Origin of the sequence: Methylobacter sp. (genome assembly GCF_036845245.1) — a bacterium.
Classification (GTDB): domain Bacteria; phylum Pseudomonadota; class Gammaproteobacteria; order Methylococcales; family Methylomonadaceae; genus Methylobacter_A.
In genome coordinates, this window is the sequence record NZ_DAIUEH010000025.1 from 24,237 (window position 1) to 49,545 (window position 25,309).

Genomic DNA, 25,309 nt, shown 5'->3' on the forward strand with positions numbered 1-25,309 from the left:
GGAGAAAACACATGTCATCAACACCTGTTTTGCTCGATAACGCTCAACCACAAACCCACTCCGAAGTCTTAAAAGACAGAATACTGCCTGCAATGCTGGCCGGCATGCTTGGATTGGGATTGTTGTATGCCGCCGGTTTCGCAGAAGCCGCACAACTGCATAACGCCGCACATGACGGACGCCATTCCGCCAGCTTTCCGTGCCATTAATGTTTAATCTGACTACCTTCAGGGAGCTGGTTATTGCAGCTCTCTGGACGGGTTTACTGGCGGGTTTGTTATTAACCGCCGTTCAACAAATTCAAGTCATCCCCACCCTACTCAAGGCCGAGGTGTACGAGGAAGCTGCTGTCACTATTCCCAACACGGACAACAGCCATGAACATCACGACTGGCAGCCTGAGAACGGCGTGGAGCGGACGTTTTTTACCGCGGTAGCCAATATCAGTCTGGGTGTGGGTTTTGCCCTGCTGATTGGTTCTGTGATGTGTTTGCGCGGCCGCCCCGGCAGTTGGCGCATAGGACTGTTGTGGGGATTGGCCGGTTATTTAACCTTTTTCGTCGCGCCGTCATTGGGATTGCCGCCGGAGGTACCCGGCACAACAGCAGCCAAACTGGCAGACCGGCAAAGCTGGTGGCTGATAACGGTGCTCGATACCGGCTTCGGTTTATCACTGCTGGCTTTTGCAAAAACAAGGACCAACAAATTTTTCGGTGCCGTATTGCTCGCAGCACCTCATTTAATCAGCGCGCCGCAGCCGGAAGTTCACAGCAGTGCCGCACCTGCCGAATTAGCACAATCTTTTATAGTCGCCACTGTTTTTGCGAACGCTGTCTTTTGGCTGGCGATTGGCGGTTTGATGGGTCGGTTTTACAAAAAAAAGTTATGAGAACCCACAACAAACATGTACTGATGTGTACTGGTCCGCGCTGTTCTGGAAATAACACCGAAGCATTTCAACAACTGGGCCAGAAAATCGATGCCCGCCCTCAGCTCAACGTAAAACGCACCCGCTCAAACTGTTTTGCGGTCTGCAAAAATGGCCCGATCCTGGTCGTTTATCCTGAAGGCGTCTGGTATTCCTGTACCGACGAGTCCGTGTTGGAGCGCATTGTTAGCGAACACCTGGAAAATGACACCGAAGTTAGCGAGCATGTTTTCCACCGCCTGGGCACCGGCGATGTCTGATTTGAACAGGCCTGTTGCCCTGCTGACTCATGCACCCAACGACCTGATGGTGCTGCAAAGCGCACAGGCGCAACTGCCGGAAAGTTTCTCAGAAATAACCGGCATCAACTTGCAGGCATTGGAAAGCGATGCGCAAATGGCCGAGTTGTTGGAGCATCAGCTTACCTCGGCAAATATCATCGTACTGCGCGTGCTGGGCCGTCTCGGCAGTGTGCCGGGCTTTGCCGATCTGGTGCGTCATGCCAAAAGCCGAGGACTGCACTTAATCGCCATTAGCGGCACCGGCGAGCCTGATCCCGAACTGGCCGCAGCATCCACCGTTTCGTCCGACGTGCTGCATCAAGTACAGGCCTATTTTCAGGCAGGCGGCAGCGTCAATATGGCGCAACTGCTGCGCTATCTTTCCGATCATTTTTTGCTGACCGGTTTTGGTTTTGAACCGGCTGTCGATTTGCCCGAACACGGCATTTATCACCCCGATTTATCCCAAGATGCCGACATAGACGACTGGCTTGTCCTGAGAGCGCCCGAACGAGCCAGCGTCGGCATCGTGTTTTACCGCGCCCACTGGATGAGCGGCAACACGCGCTTTATCGATGCTTTGATTGAACAACTGGAAAAACTCGACCTGAACGTATTGCCCGTATTCACCTCGTCGTTACGCGCAAGCCACAGTGATGCGACCCTGCCCATAGCCTTAAGTTATTTTAGCGGCGAACAAAGCGCGCATATCGACGTACTGATCAACACCACCGCGTTTGCGATGGGCGAAATCACCCCAGGCGGAGCCACGCCCGCAGGCTGGTCGGTGGCGGTGCTGGAGCAACTCAATGTGCCGGTGCTGCAAGCTATCACCAGCGGCATGATGCAGAATCAATGGGAACAATCGGCGCGCGGCCTCAATCCGCTGGATGCGGCAATGAATGTGGTATTGCCGGAATTCGACGGACGCATCATCACAGTGCCGCTATCGTTCAAAGCGAAAGCCTCCGGCCTATCGAATGAATTGATCGAATACGAACCGGTGCAGGATCGGGGCGCGCGCATTGCCCAAATCGCCTCACGCTTTGCACGGCTTAAACGCCTGGACAATGCCGATAAGCGGATCGCCTTTGTATTCACCAATTCCAACAGCAAGGCCTCGCAAATCGGCAACGCGGTCGGCCTGGATGCACCGGCATCCCTGATGCGGATTCTGCAAGCCATGCAAGCCGCCGGTTATAACATCGGCGAACTGCCGGACCAATGCGCCGGGAGCGCATTGGGATGCGAAAGCACCCGAAGGGTGAAGCACTGGGATGTGCTTCATCAAAGCGGCACCGCACTGATCCACGAACTGATCGACCGTTGCGCTTACGACAACACTTATCTGACCAGCGAACAGCTAGCCCATGCCATCGGCCGCGTACCGGCGACTCAATATCAAGCATGGTTTGAAGACTTACCCGCTGAAATGCAGAGAAAAATGATCGCGCAATGGGGAGCCGCGCCGGGCGAGGCTTATCTGCATGACGGCCATCTCGCGCTGGCAGGACTGGAACTGGGCAACAGCTTCGTGGCCTTGCAGCCGCCGCGCGGCTACGGCATGGACCCCGACGCGATATACCACCAGCCCGACTTGCCGCCCACTCATCATTACTATGCGCTGTATCGCTGGTTGCGTGACGAATGGAAAGCCGATGCAATTGTGCATGTCGGGAAACACGGCACGCTCGAATGGCTTCCAGGCAAAGCTGTGGGCTTGTCGAAAAACTGCTTTCCCGATGCGTTGCTGGCTGACATGCCGTTATTTTACCCGTTCATTATCAACGATCCCGGCGAAGGCGCGCAGGCCAAGCGCCGCGCCCATGCGGTCGTTGTCGATCACCTGACGCCGCCGATGACTACCGCCGACACTTACGGCGCATTGGCCCAGCTGACCCAACTGGTCGATGAATATTATCAGGTTGAAGTGCTCGATCCGGCCAAACTGCCGTTGTTGCAGCAACAAATCTGGGACTTGGTCAAAGAAACCAATCTGGATACCGACTTGCAGGCCCGGCTGCTGCATCATGACCATGATGATGAACATCATGGAGATCATCACCATGCCGATCATCATGACCACGATCACCGCGAACATGAGCATCACGGTCATGATCATCATGAACATGAACACGATGATGATCACCATCATGACCATGGCGAGGGACACTGTGCCCCTCATAGTCACCATGATCATGCACATGACGAACATCATCACGATCATAACGATGAACATGCGGAGTGCCACCACGGGCGTCATCATGACTACGATCCAGATCATCACCATCAAGAAGATGGACTGCCCGAATTGCTAACCAAAATGGCCGGTGCCGATGTCGCGCATTTGATCGAGGATTTGGACGGCTATCTGTGCGAACTGGGCGCGGCGCAAATCCGCGACGGTTTACATATCCTCGGACAAGCGCCGGAAAACGAGCAACTGGTAGATATGTTGGTCTCTCTTACCCGCTTGCCGAATCAGGACATCCCGGGACTGCCTATAGAAATTGCGCGGCTATTTGGACTGAGCATGGACTCGTTACTGGAACATCAGGGCCGTCGATTGGAACAAGCAAATATTGAGCTTGAAAAACTGTCCGAGCGACCTTTGCCTACCCATGCCGACGTACTGGAAACCATCGAAGCGATATGCAAACGATTATTCAGTGAATTACAGATACACGCTTACTCCGAGTCAGCCATAGACCAAGCTATCAGTAAAACCTTTGATACCAGTATTTATGGTTCCCACGCTCTGCGTGGTAACCCAGTCGGGAACGCTCCAGCGTCCCGAACCGCAGAGCGATTCAACCTGCATTCCCACGCAGAGCGTGGGAACGATGATTTCGCCGCAATAAAACGCGTACTGAACTTTGCCTGCCGAGAACTGGTTCCCAATCTTGCCCGTGCCACAGACGAAATCAACAACTTGCTGCGCGGCCTGTCCGGCGGCTACGTACCCGCGGGTCCCAGCGGATCGCCGACACGAGGCATGGCCAGCATCCTACCAACAGGACGTAATTTTTACTCGGTCGATCCGCGTAGCGTACCGTCCCAATCAGCCTGGCGCGTCGGCCAGCAATTAGCGCATGAAGTGCTGTCTCGCTACGTTCGCGAAACAGGCGATTATCCCGAGAGCGTCGCGATCAGCATCTGGGGCACCAGCGCGATGCGTACCCACGGCGATGACGTGGCGCAGATTTTAGCGCTGCTCGGCGTGCGTCCGGTATGGCAAGCCGAAAACCGCCGCTTGACCGGCATTGAAGTCATTCCGCTGGACGAATTAAAACGCCCGCGCATCGATGTCACGACCCGTATCAGCGGTTTTTTCCGCGACGCTTTTCCGCAACTGATCGATTTGATTGACGATGCAGTCAACGCCGTTATTGCGCTGGACGAGCCGCTGTCGCAAAACTTTGTCCGCAAACATTATCTTGCCGAACTGGGCGAATGGATAGGCCAAGGCCTGACCGAAGATGAAGCCTCGCAGCGCGCCGGGTTTCGTATCTTCGGAGCCAAGCCCGGCAGTTACGGCGCAGGCATCTTGCCGCTGATCCAGGAAAAAAACTGGCAAGCCGATGCCGACTTTGCCGAAGCCTATGTCAACTGGGGCGGCTATGCCTATGGGCGCAGTCAACAGGGCGACGATCAGCGCGACGCATTCCGCACCCGCCTGTCCGGCGTTCAGGTCGCTTTGCACAATCAGGACAACCGCGAACACGATATTTTCGACAGCGACGATTACCTGCAATTTCACGGCGGCATGATCGCCACGATCAGAGCCTTGACCGGAACGCAGCCGCGCAAGTATTTCGGCGACAGCCATGATCCGTCGCGGGCGCAAGTGCGCGACTTGAAAGAAGAGACTTTGCGGGTATTCCGCTCGCGCGTGGTCAACCCTAAATGGTTGGACAGTATCCGACGTCACGGCTACAAAGGCGGCCTGGAACTGACCGCAACCGTCGATTATTTATTCGGCTATGACGCCACCGCTCAAGTCATGGATGATTGGATGTACGAGCAAGTCGCCGAGACTTATGCGATGGACCCGGAAATGCAACGCTTTCTGGAGGAAGCCAACCCATGGGCGCAAAACGCGATTGCCGAGCGCCTGCTGGAAGCCGCCTGCCGCGGCATGTGGGCCGAGCCAAAGCAACAGACGCTGGATGCATTGCAGGCTTTATACCTGCATAGCGAAACCTTGTTGGAGGCGCGCGGCGAAACACCGCGCGGGGTATGATGATTTTTTGTCCACGAAATACACGAAAAGCACAAAAACATCCTTATAGTCGCCAAGATTCCATTGATACCAAAATGACCTTGGCGCTGGAGTGCAGGCTTCGCCTGCTTTGGCAAGCAAAGCTTGCAATCCCGTCACTTCCTGCTAGCCAAGTAGACCGGAATAAGACCATCCAAGCGCGTAGCGCAAGGTGGCGTTTCCGGCAGACTCAAATGCTTGCCGGAAACGCTAATTCTCGCTGCCGCTTGAATCAGCTTATTCCGGCCTACTTTGCTAAAAATGCGGACCTAGTAAAAATATTAGGGACTACTTTTTTGATTTTTTTCGTGCCTTTCGTGGACAAAATCCGTTTTTAAGATGACCCAAGCCACCTTCCCTTTTTCCGCTATCGTCGAACAAACCCAGCTCAAGACCGCATTGCTGCTGTGCGCGGTCGATCCGTCGCTGGGCGGCGTACTGATACGCGGCGACAAAGGCACCGCAAAAAGCACGGCGGCACGGGCGTTGACCGACATTCTGCCGCTGATCGAGCGGGTTGCCGGTTGCGCGTTCAACTGCGCGCCCGGTGCGCCGTATCAATACTGCGAAACATGTAATCCTGTGGGAGCGGCTTTAGCCGCGCTTGCCGAGACTAAAGTCTCTCCCACCATAAATTCGCATCCACAGCCCGTGCCTTTCATTACCCTGCCGTTGGGAGCCACCGAAGACCGCGTTATCGGCACACTGGATTTGGAGCAGGCACTTAAAGGTGGTCAGCGCGTTTTCAAGCCCGGCTTACTGGCTGCGGCGCACCGGGGCATACTCTATATCGATGAAGTCAACCTGCTGCCCGACCATCTGGTCGACGTGCTGCTGGATGCGGCTGCCATGGGCGTTAATGCGGTGCAGCGCGAAGGCTTGTCAATCAGCCACCCTGCCCGCTTCACACTGATCGGCACGATGAACCTGGAAGAAGGCGATCTACGCCCACAACTGCTGGATCGCTTCGGGCTGATGGTTGAAGTGACCGCGCCTCGTGACAAGGTTTTGCGCTCGGAAGTCGTGCGCAGACGCATTGCTTACGAAGCTAACCCTACGGCTTACGCTGCCGTCTGGATGCAGGAACAACAGGCTTTACGCCATCAACTCGCCACCGCTCAGCAATTGCTGCCGGAAGTGACGCTGGACGATGCGCTGCTCGATTTGATCAGCCATTTGTGCTGCGAATTCGACGTCGCGAGTCTTCGCGCCGATATCGTCATGCACAAAGCATCGCGGGCATTGGCGGCGCTCGAAGGACGGTCGCAGGTAACGCCGAAAGACGTGCGCGGCTCGGCTGAACTGGTGCTGCCGCATCGGCGCAGGCGCAAGCCGTTCGAACAACCGGGGCTGGATCAAGATCAGCTCGATGACCTGATGCAACAGGCAATGCAGCCACTGGATCAAAGCGAATCCGATGCTGAAGATAGCGAGCAGGAAAATGATCGAAATGACGGCGAGCCGGAAGACCAACAACAAGTCTTTGCCGCCGCATCTGCCGGTAATGTCCGAAAAATAGACGTCGATACGGTTTCCAACCGTTTCAGCTCAGGCAAGCGCAGCACTGCGACCGATGCGCCGCGCGGCCGGGTGATACGCGCCGTGCCCGACCTGAATCCAAGCAGTCTTGCCGTCGGCGCCACATTGCGTAGCGCAGCGCTTCGAGATTCAAACAATTTTCAGGTCACAAAAGACGATTTGCACCAGCAGATCCGCACCGGCAAAACAGCGAACCTGATCTTGTTTGTCGTCGATACCTCAGGCTCGATGGCCGCGCAACGGCGCATGGAAGCGGTCAAGGGCGCTGTGTTATCGCTGCTGACCGATGCCTACCAGCAGCGCGATGAAGTCGCGGTAATCAGCTTTCGCGGCGAGTCTGCCCAGCTATTGCTGCCGCCCACCCGCAGCGTCGACCTTGCTGAACAGAACCTGCGCAACCTTCCTACCGGCGGCCGTACTCCGTTACCTCATGCGCTTTCTGTAGCGCTGGAAACATTGGAAAAAACCAGCATGCCGCCATTGCTGGTGCTGCTCAGCGACGGCAAAGCCAATGTTGCACTGAACGATGGCAACGATCCTTGGCAGGAATCCTTAAGATTTGCAGAACTACTGGCAGATCGTGGCATACCCGCTCTGGTGCTCGATACCGAAACAGGCTATTTACGATTGGGTCGCGCCCGTCAACTGGCACAAGCATTGGGCGCTGAATGCCTGACGCTGGAAGAATTATCGGCAGAAAATCTGGCGCTGACGATACGGGGACAGCTTAAATTTAAAAATGATTAACCCTGTATTGAGTTGTGTAATACTAGATTTACCCTATAAATCACACTTACTGCGTTAAATATTAAGAATATTTGGAGATTTTAATGAAAGACAACCCTATGCAAGAAGAACTTATCTGGATTGATCCTGAAGACGATTTGAATAGTTCATCAGAAGATATTAGCTTTACTGAATATGATATTTCAGCATCGCCAAATGACTTTAATATAAAGACACTATTTGATTTTATCGGATCAGGAATTGTAAAAATACCCGGATTTCAGCGTAATTATGTCTGGGACATTAAGAGAGCCTCGAAACTAATTGAATCCATAATTATAGGTATTCCAATTCCCCAGATATTTCTATACGAAGAAGCAAAAAATAAATTTATAGTTATTGATGGTCAGCAGCGTTATATGACTATCTATTACTTCATGAAAAAAAGATTTCCTCGGAATGAAAAACGCCTTGAACTTCGCATGATTTTTGACGAAAACAAAGGCATCCCTGATTCTATACTGAATAACAATGACTACTTTACAGACTTCAATCTCAAACTCCCAACTTCTCAGCGGGGGCAAACAAATAAATTTAATGGGTTAAATTACTTTACTTTAGACGAAGAAGACAAAGTTTCATTTGACTTGCGAACTATCAGAAATATCATTATTAAACAAAATGCACCCGATGACGAACACTCTGTCGTATTTGAAATCTTTAATCGTCTCAATTCAGGTGGTGTTAATTTAAAGCCTCAAGAAATCAGAACCAGTCTTTTCCATTCCAAGTTTTATGACATGCTTTATAAAATAAATCTCAATCCAGAATGGAGAAAACTTACCCCATCTAACACACCTGACTTGAATATGAAGGATATTGAAATACTTCTGAGAGGTTTTGCAATGTTGATTGATGGAGAATCCTACAAACCATCAATGACAAAATTTCTCAATAAATTTTCACTTAAAGCAAAAGGATTTCCAGATGAAAACATTAATTATCTTGAGTCTCTTTTCATGTCTTTTTTAAATAAATCATCTACCAATGATGACCAACTTTTTCATAGCAAAACAGGCCGATTTAATATTTCTGTATTTGAATCAATATTTGTCGCCAGTTGCATAAAACCCTTCTTAGAAAATACCCTAGATATAAATGATGTGAATTTCTCAAAAGTCGAACTGCTAAAAAACGACGAACGATTTATTGATGCTACGCAATCTGGCACGGCGAGCGAGAAAAATGTGAGGTTTAGAATCTCTCTGGCAAAACAAATGCTGGGATAATATTATGACTCCAGTAGACATATTAAATGAAGAATATAAAAGTATTGTCGATGTTCTGAATGAACAATCACAGCCATCATTGTCCAGTTATGCTGACAAAAACTTCAAAAAAATATTTGCCTTGTCTTCTGCAAGTTACTTTGAACATTTAATCCAACATATATTGATCGATTTTATTTCAAAAGAAACAAATAACAATTTAAAAGTAATTAGTTTTTTCAAAAAAAAAGCTATTGGGATGCAATATCACACCTATTTTAACTGGGGAGAAAAAGATAATCTTGATAAACCTGGTAAGAATGCAAACGCTTTTTTCTCGCTGTTCGGCGAGGAATTCAAAAAAAATGTTGAAGCGGAAATTAATGCTGACAAAAACCTTGAATCGGCAGTCAAAGCATTTCTTGAAATAGGTCACATTAGAAATATATTGGTACATAGTAATTTCGCTGCATACAACCTTGATAACAAAACAGTCCCTGAAATTTATAAACTTTATGAAGAGGGATTACAATTCATTAATTACATTCAAAAAAAACTTCAGCAAACCACATGATAATTACTTAACACACATATTTCATGGGCTGGCCGTTTTAAAAAAACACATAGCACCAGTTTCGTAGTAAAAGTTGTTTAAGAATTTATGATTAACCATTTAAAGTTAAAAATTATTAAGAGGTTTGTATGATCATCTGCATAGGCGCAGGCCCTGGCGACGTTGCTTATCTAACCCAGCGCGGCGCGGAACTGATCCGCAATGCCGACGTAGTAGCCGGATTCGATGCCGTCATTAACGTCGTGCAAAGCCTGATTCCCGCTACCGCGGAAACCGTGCTGATGAATTACCGCGACCAGACCGAGCAGTTGGCGAAGGTGGCAATTGAACACCATGCGGGCAAAAACTGTGTCGTGGTGTTCATGGGCGACATCCATTTCAGCGGCTTCCAGTATCTGGAACGGGTAGAGCGCGCCTGCGGCCACCCGGTCGAAACCGTGCCGGGCATATCTTCGGCGCAGATACTTGCGTCACGGGCCAAGGTCTGTTTCGACGAAACGACATTTATCACTTTCCACCGCCGCGGCGATTTAACCCCGTTTAAGCAACATCTGGTGCATGCGCTGCAAGACCAACGCAATGCAATCGTGATCCCCTGCCCGTGGGACGAAGCGCGCTCATTCATGCCGCGACATATCGCCGCTTACCTGTTGGAGCAAGGTATATCGCCCGACCATCCGACCGAAGTTTGGGAAAATTTAACCCGCTCGGAAGCGGAATGGCATGGCACACTCGCCGACTGTGCGACACAGGAATTCAGCGATATGAGCATCATGCTAATCCGCACCCGCAGCCCGATGTCCAGCCAGATCGAACCCGCAACGGAGCAGTTATCGGATGCAGGCTGAAACACAACACCCCTTCGGCATCGTTATCGCAGGACACGGCAGCCGCGATGCCGACGGCATTCGGGAATTCGAGCAACTGATTGAACTGGTCAAGGAACGTGCGCCGCAGCACACAGTCAGCCACGGCTACCTGGAATTCGCCGCCCCGACTATCGATCAGGCGATTACAGAACAGCTCAACGCCGACGCCGACGCCAAACAAGTCGTCATGGTACCCGGCATATTACTGGCAGCGACGCATGCCAAAAACGACATGCCCAGCGAACTGCTGACTTTTGCGCGCGAACATCCCGAGATCGACTTTCATTTCGGCGCACCGCTGGGCTTGCATCCGCTATTGTTGCAAGTAGTGCAAGAACGCATCGTCGAGGCCGAAGCGACATCATCTAAAACGGTACGCCGCGACGAAACCTGCCTGGTACTGGTCGGCCGCGGCACTACCGATCCCGACGCGAACGGCGAAGTCGCCAAGTTTGCACGGATGATTGAAGAAGGCATGGGCTTTGGCGGATCTTATGTCTGTTATTCGGGCACGGCCAAGCCGCTGGTTGCCGATGGCCTGCGCACTGCCGCTAAGTTGGGCTATGCACGGTTGATCGTGGTGCCGTTTTTTCTGTTCGACGGTATATTGGTCAAGCGTATTTATGAAGCGGCCGATGCGTTGCAGGAACGCGAGCCCGACCTGGAAGTACTCAAATCAGGTTATCTGGGCGTACATCCGAATGTCGCCGAGGTCCTGATCGCCAGAGCCCAAGAAGCGATAGAAGGCCGTGCGGAGATGAACTGCTCCTTGTGTAAATACCGGGTGCAAATCGTCGGCTTTGAGCAACAGGTCGGCGAACCGCAGCGTCCTCATCATCTTCAAGTGCGCGGCTTAGCCGAAAAAACAGCTGATGCTGCAACAGAATTTGCGCCTTACGTGCCGCATCCGATAGAAGCCGAAAGCTTTCGCATTATCGCCGCCGGACGTGACTGGTCGGTTTTTCCCGAGGCGCATCTAACCGTGCTGCAACGCTTGGTGCATACCAGCGGCGATTTTAATGCAGTCGATGACATTTATTTTTCGACGGGTGCCATTGAAACCGGCATCCGCGCTCTGCTCCGCTGCAAGGTGGTGGTGACCGATGTGACCATGGTACAGACCGGCCTAAAGCGTGCGCTGCTTGAACAACTCGGCATCGAAACCTGGTGCGGAGTCCATGACCATGAAACGGCGCTAATGGCGCAAACGCAAGGCATCACCCGTTCCGCAGCCGGAATACGACGCGCTTTTGAAAAATTCGGTAACGATATCATACTGTCGATAGGCGATGCGCCGACTGCAATTATGGAAGCGGTGCGCTTGATCCGGGAGCACGGCTGGCGGCCGCAGCTGGTGATCGGCCTGCCGGTCGGTTTTGTCGGCACCTGCGAATCCAAAGCGGAATTAAAACGCTGCCTGCAAGTGCCGCGTATCACCAACAGCGGTACACGCGGCGGTTCGCCCTGGGCAGCAACTGTGGTCAACGGCTTGATGATCGATGCGGTGAATCAGCTTGCAGAGTATGGCTCAGACGGAGCTTAAACAATTCGATCTTAATGTACTCGCATCGAACGGTTTACGGCGCGGGCGCACTACGGGCAGCTGCGCCACGGCGGCGGTAAAAGCCGCGCTTTATCTGCTGCTGCACGGCGAGCGTCGCACACAGGTGCAAATAACATTGCCTGACGATCTCCATTACCTGACCGTACCGATTCAGAGCTGCCGCCGGCTGGACGAACAAACGGTACGAGCCGAAGTGCTAAAAGACGGCGGCGATGACCCGGATAACACGCACGGAGCCACCCTCTTTGCCGAAGTGCGAAGAAACGATAAAGGACAGATACGCTTTTTCGCCGGAGACGGCGTCGGCACTGCGACTCAACCGGGTTTGCGCGTACCAGTCGGAGAGCCCGCAATCAACCCGACGCCGCGCAGTATGATGCGGCAGGCAGTCGCCGAACTGTCCGGCAATGACGAAGGCTTCGACCTGACCATAGGTTGTATCAACGGAGAAACGATTGCCAAAAAGACTTTCAACCCAAGACTGGGCATAGTCGGCGGCATTTCGATACTCGGTACCTCGGGCATAGTAGAACCCTTATCGCTGGCGTCCTGGATTGCCTCGATTGAAGTTTATGTCCGAGTCGCTTTGGGCGGTAATGATATAAACAGCATCGCTTTGCTGCCCGGCAAAATCGGCAGAGCCTATGCCCGAGAAGTGCTGGATTTGCCCGAGCAACGCGCAGTGCAAATCGCCAATTTTCTTGGCGATGCGCTGGCCTTTACGCAGCAGGCCTTGGTTGAACAACAGCGTGACCTGGATGTGTTATGGCTATTGGGACATCCGGGCAAACTGGCCAAAGTGCTGGATGGCGTATGGGACACACACTCCAGCAGGAGCGACATGGCGATGAGCGTTGTCGCCCGCATAGCGGCGGAACGAGGATTTAGCAGCCGTCTGGTACAAGAGCTGGAACAGGCGAACACCGTGGAAGCCGCTATAGAAATATTGACAAACGAACCCGGTTCGCAAGCGTTGTGGATAGACATTGAGCAGCGCATCGGCGCACTTGTTCATGCCCGTGTGCCTGCCGTGAAAACAGTTGAAGTGCGGCTATTTAATTTACAAGGCGATAGCTTGAGAGCCGCATGAGTCACTCATATTCTCGCTCCCATGCGCTACGTCACTGCCATTAAGTTAAGCGTTGTAGGAGCGGGCCATGCCCGCGATGAAAGAGCTGTAACTCTGCAATCGTCGGCCAAATGTCGCGGGCGCGGCCCGCTCCTACGATGGTCATTGTCTTCTTAACTTAATGACAGTGATGCAGCGCGTTTAAACGATAAAATACTTATTTATGAGAGAAGCAATATGAGTTTGCCAGGTATATTCTTGGGCATAGGGGTGGGACCGGGGCCTGCGGGTTACATTCCGCTGGCTGCGGTCGAAGCATTGCAGCAGGCCGACATCGTTTATGCGCCTCGTGCGCGCAGCTCGGAGACTTCGGTGGCCTTGCAATGCCTGGCAGGCATCGACATCGCTCCGGAACGGATACGGGAAATAGAATTCAACATGGATCCCGACCGTTCCGTGCTAAGCGAGCATTATGCACAACTGGCCGAGACTATCGCCGTCGATTTGCGCGCAGGTCGCAATGTGGCTTACCTGACCATAGGCGACAGCCTGACTTACTCCACTTACGGCTATATATTGGCTGCTTTGCGCGAGTATTTGCCTGATTTGCGGCAACGCACTTTTCCAGGCATCACCAGTTATGCGGCGGCTGCCTCGGCTATGGGCTGGCCGTTGGGTGTCGGCAAGGAACGCATGCTGATTCTGCCTTGTCCCGAAGATGAGGCGGCATTGCGGCAAGACATCGAAAGCCATGACATCGTCATACTGATGAAGATCGGCCCTCGCCTGCCCTGGGTGTTGGCCCTGCTTCGTGAAATGGGCATCGCCGAGCACTGCGCTTTTGCCCGCCGCATCGGCTTGGAAGACGAAATGCTGGCGGATAATATCAGCGAGTTATGCGCTACCTCGGCGATGGGCTATCTCGCCACTTTATTGATACGCAAAACACCCAGAGAGAGAAGACATACATGAACGTAGAAAAATCATTTTGTCCACGAACAACACAAAAAGCACGAAAATGTTCAGCTACATATAAAACTGCGGATCATCACCCAAAGAATGACTGGCTAACTCAACACACGAATAATGATTTATTTCGTGGCTTTCGTGTTTTTCGTGGACAAATAAGGTCTTTAGAATGAAAGTTTATTTTATAGGCGCTGGCCCCGGCGCTTCCGATCTGATTACATTACGCGGCGCAAATATTCTTGGCCGGGTCAGCATGGTGCTGTACGCCGGATCGCTGGTGCCTACCGACATGTTGCAGCATTGCCGCGCCGATGCCGAATTGATCGACACCGCGAAGCTCGACCTTGAACAACAGGAAGCCTGCTATCGCCGCGCTCAGCAAGCCGATTGCGATGTGGCGCGCCTGCATTCCGGCGACCCGGCTATTTACGGTGCAACCGCCGAACAAATGCGCAGGCTTGATGCATTGGGCATTGACTACGAAATTGTGCCGGGCGTGTCTTCGTTTACTTCGGCGGCCGCATCGATTAAAGCTGAGCTGACCAAGCCGGAAGTGTCGCAAACCGTGATCCTGACCCGCGTTTCCGGCCGCGCCTCCGCCGTGCCGGAACTGGAATCGATTGCGCGACTGGCCGAACATCAAGCAACGATGTGTATCTTTCTGTCCGGGCCGCATTTGAGAAAAATTGTCGCCGACCTGCGCCTGCATTACCAGGACGATACGCCGGTAGCGCTGGTCTATCGGGCAACTTGGCCGGAAGAGCGGACTTACCAAGGCACCTTGAGCACTATTCTAAAAGAAACCAAGAGCAGCGATTGGAACCTGACCACCATGCTATTGGTGGGCGCGGCTTTGGGGCGTGATGCGCAAACAGAATCCAGTCTGTATTCGAAAGATTTCACGCATATATTCCGCGTCGTGAAGAAAAAGTCGTCATAAACATCATATTTTCACCACGAAGACACGAAGTTCACAAAGAAAACTAAAGTAAAACCTTCGTGAACTTCGTGTCTTCGTGGTGAATAAATTTTTTTGATTAAATATATGGAATTTCTGCTTAAGTTGATGGGTATGTTAGAAAAAAGGACGCAGCATGACTGATTTCGGCATCTGGCTGGTGCGACCGGAAAGCGAGGCATTGGCTTTGGCCCTGCAAGAACAGCTGGGAGGCGTGTTGTATCGGCCTTGGCTTGATAACGCGACTCCCCAGAAACAACAGTTCGCCGCCGCCTACCGCCGACATGACCAATGGATCATGATTGCAGCCAGCGGCATCGCAGTGCGCTTTCTCGATGGTTTGACTCAGGACAAACATAGCGACCCGGCCGTCGTGGTGCTGGACGAAGCGGGACGATTCGCGGTGTCGCTGCTGGCTGGCCATGAAGGCGGCGCCAACCGTTTGGCTTACCGCGTTGCCAATATAATCGGTGCTGCGCCGGTCATCACCACCGCTACTGAGGCCTTAAAACCGCTGGTTATCGGCATAGGTTGCCGCAAAGGTGTCACGGCTGGGCAGATTGCCGCTGCCGTGTATCAGGCGCTGGGCGAGCGACAGTTAAACGAAGTGCGTGAAATAGCGACCATCGACTTGAAGGCAAACGAGCCGGGCTTGCTGGCGTTTTGTGAACAACATGATTTGCCGCTACGCGTATTAGCAAGCGCAACAGTGGCGGCCATGCCTTGGGTAACAAAGGCCTCGGACTGGGTGCAGCAGAATGTGGGATTGCCGGGCGTATGCGAACCTTGCGCGTTGATTGCCGGCACTCGCGGCAGATTGATTGTTCCGAAAACGGCTTTAAACGGTGTAGCTGTTGCCGTTGTTGAAGATAATATATAGAGCGCCATCCGCCAGATCGCTCGTTCCCAAGCTCTAGAGACTGTGAAAGTATTTTTGAAAATATGACGCATACTATTTTAGTGACTTCTAAGTCATTGTTTTATTGATCGTGGGAGGGGCTTTAGCCCCGAAAGTCGGGGCTAAAGCCCCTCCCACATGAATACTTTCACAATCTCTCTAGCTTGGGAATGCCGCTTCCCGAGACACTGAAAGCTGGAGCTTTCGAGACTTGGGTCCCCAAGCTGGAGCTCTCGTTGTTATACACAAGTGTCTGGGTGACAACGTCATCCCGGCAGGGATTGCCGGGATCCAGAAGCCATGAATGGGCAATGTCCAAGCTGGCAGTAAGTCATGCAACGCGGGAATTGCCTAATGACGAGCATTCACATCCCTGTGCTCTCGGCAACCGCTCCTGCGTTGCTCTACCTCCTGCATCCGTGCAGTCGTGGATTCCGGCAATCCCTGCCGGAATGACGTGCTTTTATAGACTTGTGTATAACGACGAGAGCTGGAGCTTGGGAATCAGCGCAGCAACATGAAAAACTCACCACGAATACGCGAAGAAATAAAACTTCGTGTTCTTCGTGCCTTCGTGGTGATCGCTTTTAAATAGACAGAGCAATAATCAGTGGATAAAAGAATGAAAGGTGTATTGAATTTGGTTTCGGTCGGGCCGGGATTTAGCGATTTGATCGTTCCGCGCGCCGAAGCGGCATTGCGGAATAGCGATGTGATCGTGGCTTATGACTTGTATTTGCGCTGGATTGAACCGTGGATAACCGGCAAGGAAATCCATACGCCTCCACTGACGCAGGAGCGTGAGCGCGCTTTGCTTGCGATCGAAAAAGCCCGTAGCGGCGAAAAAGTCGCGCTGATTTCCAGCGGCGACATCGGTATTTATGCAATGGCGGCGCTGGCTTTCGATGAAATGCACGAAGACGACGACTATGAAGTCAATGTGATACCCGGCATCACTTCCGCCAATGCCTGCGCTTCGTTATTAGGTTCGCCGTTGTCGCATGACTTTGCCACGCTGAGCCTGTCCGATCTACTATGTCCCTGGGATTGGATAGAGCAGCGCGGACGGCATATTGCCCAAGCCGATCTGGCTTGCGTTTTGTATAACGTGCAAAGCGCCGGTCGCCAGGAAGGCGTGTACCGCATCCTCAATATCATGCTGGAATCAAAATCGCCAAAAACGCTGTGCGGCGTGATACATAATGCCTATCGGCCCAGACAGAAAGTCGGTATTCATCATCTGGAAGACTTGCTGTCTTTGCAGTTCGATATGCTGACGACCATCGTAATCGGCAACCGTTTTACCCAACGCAAACGAGGCTATATTTTTACGCCGCGCGGCTACAATAACTGGGATACATCCGCCGAACAGCCGCTTGAAAATAGTTTGTCCGAACAGGCGCTATGGGTTTTTTCCGGCACCAGCGACGGCAATGCATTGGCTAACGAATTGGTGCAGCAAGGCTATCCGGTCGTGGTATCCGCCGCAACGAAATACGGCGGCGAGGTTGCTGCCCGGCATTGTTCCGGCGTATCGGTCTGGGCCGGTCATCAAGGCGTTGAAGCGCAAAGGCAGGCGCTAACTCAGCATCGAGCGAGGGCGATTGTCGATGCAACGCACCCTTATGCCAAGCTGATTTCGGAGCAATTAATGGGCTTGTCGGAAAGTTTGGATATTCCGTATTTGCGCTATGAACGGCCCAGCTCTTTTGTAGCGGATACCGGCATCGAATGCGATTCCACCGAGCAAGCAGCCGAACAAGCCATTAAACTCGGTCAGCGTATTTTCCTGACTACCGGCTCCAAAGATCTGGCGACTTTTCTTCAGGCGCCTGGAGCTAACGAATGCGAATGGTTTGTACGCATGACGCCGGAGCCTGAATTCATCCAACGGGCAATCGATCTGGGTGTGCCGCGCAGCCACATTTGCGCAATGCAGGGGCCTTTCTCGCAAGCTTTCAATGAAGCCTTATGGCAGGACTTAAAAATCGATTGCGTGATCACCAAAGACTCCGGCGACGCCGGCGGCTATCAAGCCAAAGTGGCAGCAACACAGGCGCTGAACATTCCGTTGCTGGTCATCGAACGTCCTAAACTGGACTATCCGTTTATTGCCTCAACTTTCGATGCGCTATTGCAGCAGTTACAAGCATGGAATATCAACGCATGATTCCTGTCACCATCGTTACCGGTTTTCTCGGTTCCGGTAAAACGACTTTGCTGGGCAACCTGATTAAAAATAGGCAAACCCGTCGTCTTGCGTTATTGATCAATGAATTCGGCGAAATTTCCATCGACGGTATGCTGATTAACGACAGCGCAGCCGGTGATGAACATGTACGCATTCATGATTTCCCTTACGGATTGATTGCCTACGGCGATGACGAACACTTTATCCCGACCATGCAGGCTATCGCCGAGCGCCGGGCCAATGTCGACCATGTCTTGATAGAAACCTCGGGGCTTGCGTTGCCTACTGCGGTTATGGAACTATTGCAAACGCCAGAATTGGCCGGGAATTTCATCCTGGATGCGACGCTGGCCGTCGTGGATACGCCTTTGCTGTTGTCCGACCAGTTTGATCGTCACTTGAACGCTGACAGCCCGCATGCGGCGGTTGCGGATTCTGTCGCGACCCTGTTCGAACAGCAACTCGAATATGCCGATGTCGTGGTATTAAACAAAATCGATGCGCTGGATGAGGATGCCTTGCTGCTCGCGGAACAACGGGTTCGCGATCGCGCGCCGAACGTACGTTTTCTTGAGCTCGCTTATAACGCACAGCTGGATATCCGGCTTGCCCTTGGCCTGCGGCTACACCAACCTACCTTTACAGCGCATAATCACCGGTTTACACCGCAGGCAGCCGTGCCCGGTTCCTGCACGCCGACATTAAACAGTCATACCGAACTGAACGGCCACGCTCATTCCGGTTTGACAAGCCATTGTCATGGGTTGGCAACACACAAACATTTTCATGAGCAGGACCCGGGCTGGCTGTCGTTCGTATTGCGTAGCCAAGAACTGCAGCAGCCGGAAACACTGAAACAGGTGTTAATCGAAGTCGCTAAAGCGGAACCGTTGTTGCGCGTCAAAGGCTTTATATCCGCTCCCAATCAGGCTGTTCTGGTGCAAGCTGTGCGCACACGGGTAGCGGTAAGTGCCGATACCGCCAAACAATCATCAAAAGAATCGGAACTGGTTTTTATCGGGTATCACTTGAACCGTAATACCGTAGCGGTACTTTTATCCAAATTGACCGGAACTGCCTGGAAATGAATGCCCCAAGCAAAAACAAATGCTTTACTGTGGCCGCGAATTCATTCGCGTCTGCGGCAACGCGAATAAATTCGCGCCCACCTCGATGCCCGGCCCTGTTCATCACAGCGCCCGGCTCCAATCACGGTAAAACCACCATCACCGCCGCGCTGGCCCGTTATCATGTCGAACAAGGCCGCAAAGTCCGGGTGTTTAAATCAGGCCCCGATTTTCTCGACCCGATGATACTCGAACGCGCTTGCGGCCATCCGGTGTACCAGCTTGATCTGTGGATGATGGGCGAAACCGAATGCAGGCGATTGTTATACGAAGCCGCGCTGGAAGCGGATTTGATATTGATTGAGGGCGTCATGGGCTTGTTCGATGGCGAACCTTGCAGCGCCGATATTGCCGAATTATTCTCGGTGCCGGTGCTGGCGGTAATCGATGCAACCGGTAGCGCGCAAACGCTCGGAGCTGTTGCCTATGGGCTTGCCAACTATCGCCCCCGACTTCAATTCGCCGGCGTTTTAGCCAATAACGTCGCCAGCCCGCGGCATAACGAAATGATCATGCAAGGCATGCCAATAGATATGCGCTATTTCGGCGGGATAGCGCGCGATAACCGGTTTGTATTGCCGGAACGGCATCTGGGTTTGGTCCAGGCGGAGGAAGTGCATGATCTCGAATCACGGATGTCGGCCGCAGCAAAAGCAATTGCTTCAACCGGGCTGGCAAACTTGCCGGAAACTGTCGAGTTTGCAAAGCCCAAACAAGAAACACTCCCTCGGCTGTTGTCCGGCATCCGCATCGGCATAGCCCGCGATACTGCGTTTTCATTTATTTACGCCGCTAATCTGGATTTGCTGCGGGCGATGGGCGCTACGCTTGTTTTCTTTTCCCCGCTTGCAGATGCCACTCTGCCTGATATTGACAGCCTTTATCTGCCCGGCGGTTATCCGGAACTGCACTTGCAATCGCTACAGGATAATCCTGCAATGAAAGCGGCATTGCATACGCATTTTCAACATGGCAAACCTATTTATGCCGAATGCGGAGGTATGTTGTATTTGCTGGAATCGATCGTTGATACAGCAGGAAACCGCGGCAACATGACCGGCCTGTTGCCCGGACATGCTGTTATGCAAAACCGGCTAACAGGTTTGGGTTATCAATCCGCACCGATGCCCGGCGGCGTATTGCGTGGCCATACATTCCACCATTCGTTGATAGAAACATCGCTTGTCCCTGTTGCCTTTGGCGAACGTGTACATAATACTTCAGAAGGCGAAGCCGTTTATCAATTAAACCGTTTAACAGCCAGCTATCTGCACTGTTATTTTGCTTCAAACCCTGATGCTGCGGCACAATTATTTTTGCCTTAAAGAAACCCGTCGGGTTACTGTGTGGAAGGCGAACCTAATCCAACCGGCAAAACAGTAACCCGATTAACGCTTAAATCACACTTTAAAAAACGCCATGACTTGTTGCAGTTGCATGGCTTGGCCGCTCAATTCTTCCGCTGTGGCGGCGAGCTGTTCCGATCCCGAAGCATTTTGTTGCGCCGCTTTGTCCAGCTGTCCGACCGCGTCACTGATCTGGCCTATGCCTTGCGCCTGTTCTTCTGAAGACGCGGTGATTTCTTCGACCAGATCTGCTGTTTTTTGGATATTAGGCACCATTTTTTCAAGCAGACTGCCTGCATCTTCAGCAATCTTGACGCTGCTTTTGGCCAAACTATTAATCTCTTGCGCGGTGACCCGGCTGTTCTCAGCCAGTTTCCTGACTTCGGCAGCAACTACGGTAAAACCTTTGCCGTGTTCCCCGGCGCGCGCCGCTTCAATCGCCGCATTGAGCGATAACAGATTGGTTTTATAGGCAATGTCTTCAATTAAACCGATTTTATCGGCAATTTCCTTCATCGCCTCTACCGTGCGTTTTACCGCCTGCCCGCCGTTGGCCGCTTCTTCCGCAGCCGTCGTCGCCATAGTGTTGGTCACTTTGGCATTATCGGCATTTTGTTTGACAGAGGAACTCAACTCTTCAATTGATGTAGTGGTTTGTTCAACGCCTGAAGCCTGTTCGGTAGCGCTTTGACTGATAGCTTGAGCGGTCGAACTGATTTCCTGCGAAGCGCTACCTAAAGCATCGGAATTGGTCCGAACTTGTTGCACCACGCTACTGAGCTGATCTCGCATAGTTTCCAGGGCATTGGCCAGCATGCCGATCTCATCTTTTTGGTCAATATCAATCCGTGCAGTCAGATCCCCTTCCGATAAAGACTCGGCAAATTTAACACCCAAGATAATCGGTTTGGTAATCATCGAAGCTAACGTCAACGCAATAATTACACCCAGCACTATCGCAAGAATGATAGTACCAATAATGATGGTGTTGGCTTCACCGACCAATCGTTCGGCTTCGGTACGTGCACTGCCTAACTGGGCGTAACCGGCGGCCTCGGCATTCTGCGCCTGTTTAATGACATTACTTCCCAAACTCGCCATATCCGACAAAATAGCTTTCAGTTTATCGTCGTTTTCTATCCAGCTTTTGGCTGACTGAGTGTAATCTTGCGTTCCTTTACGTGAATCTGCAATCAATTTGAGTCCTTCTTCGCTCTGAGTGATTTTTTGCAGGTCATCATATAAGTTCATGAGTTCCGGTAATAAAATTTCCATTTTTTTCCAGGCGACTCGGTTCTTATAATTAACTTCTTCCTTTTCAGCGCGCATGATTTGCATCGCTTTTACGTAGATATTGGTCGCAATGATATAACGCTGAACATACGCATCAAGCTCCTGTCCACTCACACCTTTTTTCATCGCTTCACTGTAAAGAATGACTTGTCTTTTTAAAAATGTGTCGGCTGCATTGGCTACGATATTGCCTTTTTCCACCATATCCGCCACGGCCTGCTTGTTAGCTTTCAAAGCCGCAACACCCGCCCTGTATTTTTCTGCATACTGAGCGGTCCCGTCTCTTGCGGCTTTCGATTGCTCCAACAACTCCGAATTCTTGTATTGTTTGGCCAATGCATCCACTTTGTCCAAGTAGCTATTCAGTTCCTTGACGTTCTGCTCGGCACGTTGGTGAATTTCATCTTTTTCCTGTAACAGGTAATTTTTTTCTTCCATAATGGTCGCTAACGCCATGCGCTCGACGCCTGTTGCATATTCAACCGCTTTACCGTTGTTGTCGGTAATACCAAACAGTGAATCCGATACTTTGCCTATGTAAAGCTTTGACAACATCCCAAATCCGCAGGTAATCAATACCAACAGCAACGCACCGGTTAATATCTTGGTTTTTATACTTAAATCTTGTATGTTCATAAAGAATAGGTCCTTGTGTGGATTATCAGTTTAGTGCGGCGAAGCTGGTTTCTTTGTTTGTATTGCCGCCGTCGTATTCCGCAACTTGTTTGAGTTGAGATAACTCTTTTATAGAAAGTACGCGATTAATATTCAGCAAAATAATAAACTCGTCACCCACGCGTCCCATTGATTGAATAAAATCAGTCCGAATATCAGCGCCAAAATCGGGGGGCGGCATAATATTCGCTTCAGGGATTTCAAGAATTTCATCGACGGCATCCACCAACATACCCAGTAGCTGAGCGTCATCTTTATATTCAACCTGCACCAACACAATACAGCTGCGTTTGGTTATTTCACTGCTTTGCCGACCCAGGCGCGCCGATAAATCGATTACCGGCACGACATTACCACGCAGATTAATAACGCCACGTATATAATCGGGAGTCATCGGCACGTCAGTAATCGTATTCATTTCGATAATTTCTTTGACATCTAAAATGCTGATAGCCAGATTTTCATTACCTGCACAAAAAGTCAGGTACTGGCGTAGCTGATCCTGAGCCATTAACTCGGTTTTGTGTTCTTTTTTTTGTATTGATTGGTCCATGGTTCATTCTACCTGTCAAAATCGTTCAAAATCATGCTCATTAAATTCAGGTTTAGCTCCTCCTGCATTGCCGGTCGGCAGAGACTTGGAAGTTACCGGCGAAGACCGGACCGAGGTAAAATGAGGCTCTGTTTTTTTATTGGCTGTTCTGTTTACGCCTGTCGGTTTGTTAAATGAGGTCGGTTGACCTCTGACTATGCGGCTTTGGTTTACCTCTGTTTTAAAAAATAACATAACCTGTTGCAGTTGCATGGCCTGGCTACTCAGTTCCTCCGCTGTCGCCGCAAGCTCTTCCGAACTCGACGCATTTTGTTGCGCCGCTTTATCGAGCTGGCCGACTGCCTCACTGATCTGGCTTATGCTTTGCGCCTGTTCTTCTGAAGATTCTGTAATTTCTTCGACCAGGTTTGCCGTTTTTTGGATGTTGGGCACCATTTGCTCTAACAGGCTACCCGCATCTTCGGCAATCTTGACGCTGTTTTTAGCCAAGGTATTAATCTCTTGCGCGGTGATCCGGCTGTTTTCCGCCAGCTTCCTGACTTCGGCAGCGACTACGGTAAAGCCTTTGCCATGCTCACCGGCCAAAGCCGCTTCAATCGCGGCATTAAGTGAAAGCAGATTGGTTTTATAGGCAATATCCTCGATCAGGCTGATTTTCTCGGCAATTTCTTTCATCGCCTCCACTGTGCGTTTTACCGCCTGCCCGCCATTAGCCGCTTCTTCAGCAGTTGTCATCGCCATGCTGTTGGTTACTTTAGCGTTATTAGCATTTTCTTTAACTGATGCATTCAACTCTTCAATGGAAGCCGTAGTCTCCTCAACACCGGTAGCCTGTTCGGTAGCGCTTTGACTGATCGCTTGAGCGGTTGCACTGACTTCCTGTGACGCGTTACCTAATGCGTCAGAACTGGTACGGACTTGTTGTACAACGCCACTCAATTGGTCGCGCATTCCTGTCATTGATCGAGCCAATATGCCAATTTCATCGTTTTGATTGAGGTCAAGGCGCGCTGTAAGATCGCCTTTCGCTAAAGATTCTGCAAATTGTTGCATCGTTAATAAGGAGCGTGAAATACCGCGAATCAGCATAAAACTGAAAAATATCGCCAATAACAATCCTCCAATCAGCAGCGCTATCGAAATAAAACGAGTGTCTTCATAACGGGTTTGAGTTTTGTCATATTCCTGTTTAGCGACATCCAACTGTAACTGCATCAATGCATTGATGCTGTCTCTGACGGGTCTAAATAATGGACGGACAGCTTCCTTGATAGTTTTTTCTACTGCTTCTGCATTTCCGGCAGCCAGATATTCCATGGCGGGATTTAATCCTTCGTCGACAAAGCGCTTACGATCCTTGGTAAACTGGTCGGCCAGTTTCTTTTCCTCCACTGTCATGGTGGTTGTCATGTACTCATCCCAGAGCTTGTTAATATCGAGAATGTTTTGCCTGACACGTTCGGCGTTTTGTTGCTCTTCTCCCTTGAATACTAAACCATTGACAGCCACGATGCGGTTATCCAACAATTTTGCATTGATTTGGGCCAATTCACCCATCGTAACGGTGCGGTTGGCATAAACGGCGAACAAACCTTCATTAGCTTTTTTCATACCGTTTAAGCCGAGCGCACCCAGCGTGATGGACAGCAATGACATCAGCCCCACGACCAGAATCAGACGGGTTTTAATATTTTGTAAAAACTGGAACTTTCCCCCCATCAGCGTTTTTTTGACGACCTTTCCGTCCTGGATTTTTAAGTTACCGGCCTTGCCTTCCCGAAATTTTCTATAAGCATCGGCAACTTCTGCAATTTGCTTTTGATTGGGTTTGGTGCGTATCGACATATAGCCGATCTGCTTATCGTTTTCGTAATAGGGGGTCACATTCGCTAACACCCAATAAAAGTCGCCATTTTTGCAGCGATTCTTGACCAGCCCGCTCCATCGACGCCCCGCTTTCAACGACTTCCACAAATCCTCGAAAGCTTCTGGTGGCATGTCAGGATGGCGAACTATATTTTGAGGGGCACCGATCAGCTCTTCTTTGGTAAACCCGCTAATTTTGATAAAAGCCTCATTGGCATAAGTAATTCTCCCCTTTAGGTCGGTCTTGGTAGTAATGGACTCTGTAAGAGCATGTTCAACATTAGTGATCGGCATGTTAATCTTCATGGAGCGTTCTCTTATTTGGGAATGGAAATTAAATAATTTAAAAGCTTT

The 25,309-nt window shown here is 51.2% G+C and carries 20 protein-coding genes; 17 read left to right on the forward strand and 3 right to left on the reverse strand.

Features of this window, described 5'->3' with window-relative positions; translation table 11 throughout:
- Window positions 1–11 precede the first annotated feature (11 nt).
- The 17 genes from V7051_RS12360 (at window position 12) to V7051_RS12440 (ending at window position 20,547) form a co-directional block, all read left to right on the forward strand.
- Window positions 12–209 carry a CbtB domain-containing protein gene (locus V7051_RS12360; RefSeq protein ID WP_333875314.1) on the forward strand — a complete coding sequence of 66 codons (198 nt, stop codon included), beginning with the start codon at window positions 12–14 and terminating at the stop codon, window positions 207–209.
- Entirely contained in the window at window positions 209–889 is a 681-nt protein-coding gene (locus V7051_RS12365) for a CbtA family protein (RefSeq protein ID WP_333875312.1), read from the forward strand. Before V7051_RS12360 ends, V7051_RS12365 begins: the two co-directional genes overlap by 1 nt.
- Window positions 886–1,188, forward strand: coding sequence for a (2Fe-2S) ferredoxin domain-containing protein (locus tag V7051_RS12370; RefSeq protein ID WP_333875309.1), 303 nt, complete (start codon window positions 886–888; stop codon window positions 1,186–1,188). Before V7051_RS12365 ends, V7051_RS12370 begins: the two co-directional genes overlap by 4 nt.
- The gene (locus V7051_RS12375; protein ID WP_334168738.1) at window positions 1,181–5,452 is read left to right on the forward strand and encodes a cobaltochelatase subunit CobN; all 4,272 of its coding nucleotides are present in this window, start codon (window positions 1,181–1,183) and stop codon (window positions 5,450–5,452) included. The genes V7051_RS12370 and V7051_RS12375 overlap by 8 nt, the downstream gene beginning before the upstream one ends.
- Window positions 5,449–5,808: a hypothetical protein gene (locus V7051_RS12380; RefSeq protein ID WP_333875306.1), complete on the forward strand. Its 360-nt coding sequence runs from the start codon at window positions 5,449–5,451 to the stop codon at window positions 5,806–5,808. The genes V7051_RS12375 and V7051_RS12380 overlap by 4 nt, the downstream gene beginning before the upstream one ends.
- A gap of 1 nt (window position 5,809) precedes the next feature.
- The gene (locus V7051_RS12385; protein ID WP_333875304.1) at window positions 5,810–7,756 is read left to right on the forward strand and encodes a putative cobaltochelatase; all 1,947 of its coding nucleotides are present in this window, start codon (window positions 5,810–5,812) and stop codon (window positions 7,754–7,756) included.
- Window positions 7,757–7,839: 83 nt separating this feature from the next.
- Window positions 7,840–9,024, forward strand: coding sequence for a DUF262 domain-containing protein (locus V7051_RS12390; protein WP_333875302.1), 1,185 nt, complete (start codon window positions 7,840–7,842; stop codon window positions 9,022–9,024).
- 4 nt (window positions 9,025–9,028) lie between these two features.
- Entirely contained in the window at window positions 9,029–9,577 is a 549-nt protein-coding gene (locus V7051_RS12395; protein WP_333875301.1) for a HEPN domain-containing protein, read from the forward strand.
- Between the two features lie 128 nt (window positions 9,578–9,705).
- Entirely contained in the window at window positions 9,706–10,425 is a 720-nt protein-coding gene (locus V7051_RS12400; RefSeq protein ID WP_333875299.1) for a cobalt-precorrin-7 (C(5))-methyltransferase, read from the forward strand.
- Window positions 10,415–11,989: a precorrin-8X methylmutase gene (locus tag V7051_RS12405; protein WP_333875297.1), complete on the forward strand. Its 1,575-nt coding sequence runs from the start codon at window positions 10,415–10,417 to the stop codon at window positions 11,987–11,989. The genes V7051_RS12400 and V7051_RS12405 overlap by 11 nt, the downstream gene beginning before the upstream one ends.
- The gene (cbiD, locus tag V7051_RS12410) at window positions 11,970–13,100 is read left to right on the forward strand and encodes a cobalt-precorrin-5B (C(1))-methyltransferase CbiD (RefSeq protein WP_333875295.1); all 1,131 of its coding nucleotides are present in this window, start codon (window positions 11,970–11,972) and stop codon (window positions 13,098–13,100) included. The genes V7051_RS12405 and cbiD overlap by 20 nt, the downstream gene beginning before the upstream one ends.
- A gap of 216 nt (window positions 13,101–13,316) precedes the next feature.
- Window positions 13,317–14,051: a precorrin-2 C(20)-methyltransferase gene (gene cobI / locus V7051_RS12415; RefSeq protein WP_333875293.1), complete on the forward strand. Its 735-nt coding sequence runs from the start codon at window positions 13,317–13,319 to the stop codon at window positions 14,049–14,051.
- A 166-nt stretch (window positions 14,052–14,217) separates the two neighbouring features.
- Entirely contained in the window at window positions 14,218–14,988 is a 771-nt protein-coding gene (gene cobM / locus V7051_RS12420) for a precorrin-4 C(11)-methyltransferase (protein WP_333875291.1), read from the forward strand.
- 154 nt (window positions 14,989–15,142) lie between these two features.
- On the forward strand, window positions 15,143–15,886 hold the full coding sequence (locus V7051_RS12425) for a cobalamin biosynthesis protein (protein WP_333875289.1): 744 nt from the start codon (window positions 15,143–15,145) through the stop codon (window positions 15,884–15,886).
- Between the two features lie 640 nt (window positions 15,887–16,526).
- The gene (cobJ, locus tag V7051_RS12430) at window positions 16,527–18,074 is read left to right on the forward strand and encodes a precorrin-3B C(17)-methyltransferase (protein WP_333875287.1); all 1,548 of its coding nucleotides are present in this window, start codon (window positions 16,527–16,529) and stop codon (window positions 18,072–18,074) included.
- On the forward strand, window positions 18,056–19,183 hold the full coding sequence (locus tag V7051_RS12435; RefSeq protein WP_333875284.1) for a CobW family GTP-binding protein: 1,128 nt from the start codon (window positions 18,056–18,058) through the stop codon (window positions 19,181–19,183). The genes cobJ and V7051_RS12435 overlap by 19 nt, the downstream gene beginning before the upstream one ends.
- Window positions 19,180–20,547, forward strand: coding sequence for a cobyrinate a,c-diamide synthase (locus V7051_RS12440; protein WP_333875283.1), 1,368 nt, complete (start codon window positions 19,180–19,182; stop codon window positions 20,545–20,547). Before V7051_RS12435 ends, V7051_RS12440 begins: the two co-directional genes overlap by 4 nt.
- A gap of 75 nt (window positions 20,548–20,622) precedes the next feature.
- Here V7051_RS12440 and V7051_RS12445 read toward each other — a convergent pair whose 3' ends face one another.
- The 3 genes from V7051_RS12445 to V7051_RS12455 are packed head-to-tail and all read right to left on the reverse strand — an operon-like array spanning window position 20,623 to window position 25,261.
- Window positions 20,623–22,497, reverse strand: coding sequence for a methyl-accepting chemotaxis protein (locus V7051_RS12445; RefSeq protein ID WP_333875281.1), 1,875 nt, complete (start codon window positions 22,495–22,497; stop codon window positions 20,623–20,625).
- Between the two features lie 25 nt (window positions 22,498–22,522).
- Complete coding sequence (locus V7051_RS12450) at window positions 22,523–23,089, reverse strand: chemotaxis protein CheW (protein WP_333875279.1); 567 nt, start codon at window positions 23,087–23,089, stop codon at window positions 22,523–22,525.
- A 15-nt stretch (window positions 23,090–23,104) separates the two neighbouring features.
- Window positions 23,105–25,261 carry a methyl-accepting chemotaxis protein gene (locus tag V7051_RS12455; protein WP_333875277.1) on the reverse strand — a complete coding sequence of 719 codons (2,157 nt, stop codon included), beginning with the start codon at window positions 25,259–25,261 and terminating at the stop codon, window positions 23,105–23,107.
- Window positions 25,262–25,309 lie beyond the last annotated feature (48 nt).

Excerpts from the sequence above, each read along its gene's own strand:
- V7051_RS12455 (WP_333875277.1), bottom strand. The coding sequence starts at position 25,261 with ATGAAGATTAACATGCCGATCACTAATGTTGAACATGCTCTTACAGAG.
- cobI (WP_333875293.1), top strand. The coding sequence starts at position 13,317 with ATGAGTTTGCCAGGTATATTCTTGGGCATAGGGGTGGGACCGGGGCCT.
- V7051_RS12445 (WP_333875281.1), bottom strand. The coding sequence starts at position 22,497 with ATGAACATACAAGATTTAAGTATAAAAACCAAGATATTAACCGGTGCG.
- V7051_RS12365 (WP_333875312.1), top strand. The coding sequence starts at position 209 with ATGTTTAATCTGACTACCTTCAGGGAGCTGGTTATTGCAGCTCTCTGG.
- V7051_RS12380 (WP_333875306.1), top strand. The coding sequence starts at position 5,449 with ATGATGATTTTTTGTCCACGAAATACACGAAAAGCACAAAAACATCCT.
- V7051_RS12385 (WP_333875304.1), top strand. The coding sequence starts at position 5,810 with ATGACCCAAGCCACCTTCCCTTTTTCCGCTATCGTCGAACAAACCCAG.
- V7051_RS12370 (WP_333875309.1), top strand. The coding sequence starts at position 886 with ATGAGAACCCACAACAAACATGTACTGATGTGTACTGGTCCGCGCTGT.
- cobM (WP_333875291.1), top strand. The coding sequence starts at position 14,218 with ATGAAAGTTTATTTTATAGGCGCTGGCCCCGGCGCTTCCGATCTGATT.
- V7051_RS12390 (WP_333875302.1), top strand. The coding sequence starts at position 7,840 with ATGAAAGACAACCCTATGCAAGAAGAACTTATCTGGATTGATCCTGAA.
- V7051_RS12405 (WP_333875297.1), top strand. The coding sequence starts at position 10,415 with ATGCAGGCTGAAACACAACACCCCTTCGGCATCGTTATCGCAGGACAC.
- V7051_RS12440 (WP_333875283.1), top strand. The coding sequence starts at position 19,180 with ATGAATGCCCCAAGCAAAAACAAATGCTTTACTGTGGCCGCGAATTCA.
- V7051_RS12435 (WP_333875284.1), top strand. The coding sequence starts at position 18,056 with ATGGAATATCAACGCATGATTCCTGTCACCATCGTTACCGGTTTTCTC.
- V7051_RS12375 (WP_334168738.1), top strand. The coding sequence starts at position 1,181 with ATGTCTGATTTGAACAGGCCTGTTGCCCTGCTGACTCATGCACCCAAC.
- cbiD (WP_333875295.1), top strand. The coding sequence starts at position 11,970 with ATGGCTCAGACGGAGCTTAAACAATTCGATCTTAATGTACTCGCATCG.
- V7051_RS12425 (WP_333875289.1), top strand. The coding sequence starts at position 15,143 with ATGACTGATTTCGGCATCTGGCTGGTGCGACCGGAAAGCGAGGCATTG.
- cobJ (WP_333875287.1), top strand. The coding sequence starts at position 16,527 with ATGAAAGGTGTATTGAATTTGGTTTCGGTCGGGCCGGGATTTAGCGAT.
- V7051_RS12360 (WP_333875314.1), top strand. The coding sequence starts at position 12 with ATGTCATCAACACCTGTTTTGCTCGATAACGCTCAACCACAAACCCAC.
- V7051_RS12450 (WP_333875279.1), bottom strand. The coding sequence starts at position 23,089 with ATGGACCAATCAATACAAAAAAAAGAACACAAAACCGAGTTAATGGCT.
- V7051_RS12395 (WP_333875301.1), top strand. The coding sequence starts at position 9,029 with ATGACTCCAGTAGACATATTAAATGAAGAATATAAAAGTATTGTCGAT.
- V7051_RS12400 (WP_333875299.1), top strand. The coding sequence starts at position 9,706 with ATGATCATCTGCATAGGCGCAGGCCCTGGCGACGTTGCTTATCTAACC.